The following is a 2,424-nucleotide window of genomic DNA, read 5'->3' as shown; positions in this document are numbered from 1 at the left end:
ATTTTGCTCATTAATTTTGAACACTTTTCGCTTGAAATAAAGACTCTCGATACTTAATTCTATGACTGGCTCCATCAAAGTGAACAACTTCAGAGCGATGGAGAAGGCGATCTAAAATCGCCGTTGTTATTCCTTTGTCTCCTATTAATTCACCCCATTCCTCTGGTCCTTTATTTGATGTAAGAATAATAGAACTTCGTTCATAAAGATGATTAATTAGATGGAAAAAGAGATTAGCTTCATTTTGATCCATGGCCATATACATAAGATCATCAATTATTATCAGATCAGCTTCTCTAATTCTCTTCATTTTTAGTTGAGATTTACGGAGGTACTCCTCACTTTTTAATAGAGGGATTAATTCTCCCATGGACACAAATGACACACGGTGTCCTTTATGAATAGCTTCTAACCCAATCCCAATAGCTATATGCGTTTTGCCAACACCTGGTGGCCCTAAAAATATTAGATTAAAAGATTCATCAAGCCAAGAGAGCTCTTGGAGCTGTCTTAATTGTCTCTTACTAAGTGATGGCAATTCCTTAAGATCAAACTCATCAAGACTTTTTTGATAAGGGAACTTTGCCCACTTCAAGTGTTTTTCGATCATCTTTTCTTCTCGACGATTTTCCTCATAAGAAAGTATTTCCCGAAGAAACTCTTGATAGGTCCATGAGTGTGACTCTGCTTTCCGCAAAAAAGAAGGCAGCTCCTTAGATGTTTCGGACATTCTTAAATGATGCAGTTGTCTTTGTAAACTCTCTACTGAGTATTCCAACTTACACACCTCCTAAAATCTTAAGATAACCATCTAGTTCTCTAACCAATGCTTTTTCTTTGTAGTAAGTGGAGGACATTTCTACAATTGGAATATCAGTTGAGGGTATAATACTCTCTTGATCTTGAATCCTCGCTAAATGTCTAACAACATCATGAAAATCATTAGCACTCCATAAGGTCTGTTTAATACAAATTTCTAAGGCAGATTCAGTAAATGGTTCAAAGTTCTTTACTGCTCTGCTTAAAATCTGTAACTGATCTCGCAAGTATCTCGGATATCGCTTTTCAACTTCTTCAAGAAATAGTTGAATCTTTTTCTGATCATCAAAAGAAGCTTTTATCGTTTCCATATATGCTTGTATACCTTTTGACTTATCTCTTGAATGATCCGAGTTCTTTATCAGCTGCCCTTTTCTTCTTGAAAGAGGATGGGTAGCTAATAGTTTACCTCCAGGATTCTTTTCGATAATCAGTTCTTCCTTATCAATTCGAATATAAACGGTATTATCTCCCTGTGGTTTATAAGTTCCAAGTGGTAGCGAGTAACGATTCGATTGAAATTTGATAATATTGTCCTTATGGACAGTTCTTGTTATACTTGTTCCATGGTTACTCTCGAAAGAGAGTAGGGAGGAGACTTCTCGTAAGTGTGGCTTTTCCAGGGCAAACACTTCGATAGGTCTCTGTTTTATTGTGTTATGTACTTGATAGTTTCCTTTTCTATCAAGCCAAGCTAAACATTGCTCATTCCAAGTCTCTAGCTGATGATACACTCGATTTTTCGCAAAGTTTCTTTTAATGAATTTCACCACATTTTCAATCTTACCTTTAGTTTCTGGATCTGCTGCTTTACACAAATAAACCGAAAACCCTCTTTGCTGTTTATAAGCTTGAAACTCTTCTGTATATATAATGTCGCCTCCATTTTCACTTACTGTCATAAGCTTATCTTGGTCATATACAATTTCGTCTGTTCTGCCTCCGTAATATTCAAATGCATTCTCATGAGAACGTAACACATCACGAGTAGTAAAAGGCCGATCTTGCCACTCCGCATATTTATAACGTGAGTGAGAAAGTACAAAGGCAATTACATATATTTTTATCCATTTCCCTTCAAATGTCCTAATCTTTAATTCTCCAAAATCTACTTGCATTTGTTTTCCTTTTGGTAATTCTTCTATTGCTTCATAACTTCTAAATGTGACGGTTTTAGGTATATGATACTTCTCCCGAAGTTCCCTAACATATGTACGAACCGTACTATCACCTATGTCAGTGAACGAACAACGTTCCTCTAACCAATCAGAGATTTGTGAGGCAGATAAATCTGGATGATCTTTTAGCCAGCCTAAAATTTGATCCTCGAAAGGATCAAGTTTTCTTTTTCTTGTCTTTAAGTCATCCACCCACCTATAAGCTTCCTCAAAATCTTTTTCTAGATATTCATAAACAGTTGTTCTGGATAAATTGCATTTTCTTGCAATAGCTGCAACTTTAAATCCCTGTTGTTTCAATTGATGAACTTCTACAATCACTTCTAATTTCAACACCTTCCCGATCCTCCAGTACATCAGTCATATTCATACTTCTTGATTTTAACTGATTGGAGGTTAATTAGCAGAAAGTGTTCATTTTTATCAA

2 protein-coding genes are annotated in these 2,424 nt (G+C 35.8%); both read right to left on the bottom strand.

The window, feature by feature from the left end; translation table 11 throughout:
- Positions 1-10 precede the first annotated feature (10 nt).
- Positions 11-778, bottom strand: a complete 768-nt coding sequence (gene istB / locus BLT_RS0120990) for an IS21-like element helper ATPase IstB (RefSeq protein ID WP_017728973.1) — start codon at positions 776-778, stop codon at positions 11-13.
- A gap of 1 nt (position 779) precedes the next feature.
- The gene (istA, locus tag BLT_RS0120985) at positions 780-2,354 is read right to left on the bottom strand and encodes an IS21 family transposase (RefSeq protein WP_152414397.1); all 1,575 of its coding nucleotides are present in this window, start codon (positions 2,352-2,354) and stop codon (positions 780-782) included.
- Between the last annotated feature and the right edge of the window lie 70 nt (positions 2,355-2,424).

Origin of the sequence: Halalkalibacterium ligniniphilum (assembly GCF_000334155.1) — a bacterium.
Taxonomy (GTDB): Bacteria; Bacillota; Bacilli; order Bacillales; family Bacillaceae_D; genus Halalkalibacterium; species Halalkalibacterium ligniniphilum.
This window is presented reverse-complemented; position numbering and strand designations above follow the sequence as displayed.

Excerpts from the sequence above, each read along its gene's own strand:
- istA (WP_152414397.1), bottom strand. The coding sequence starts at position 2,354 with ATGTACTGGAGGATCGGGAAGGTGTTGAAATTAGAAGTGATTGTAGAA.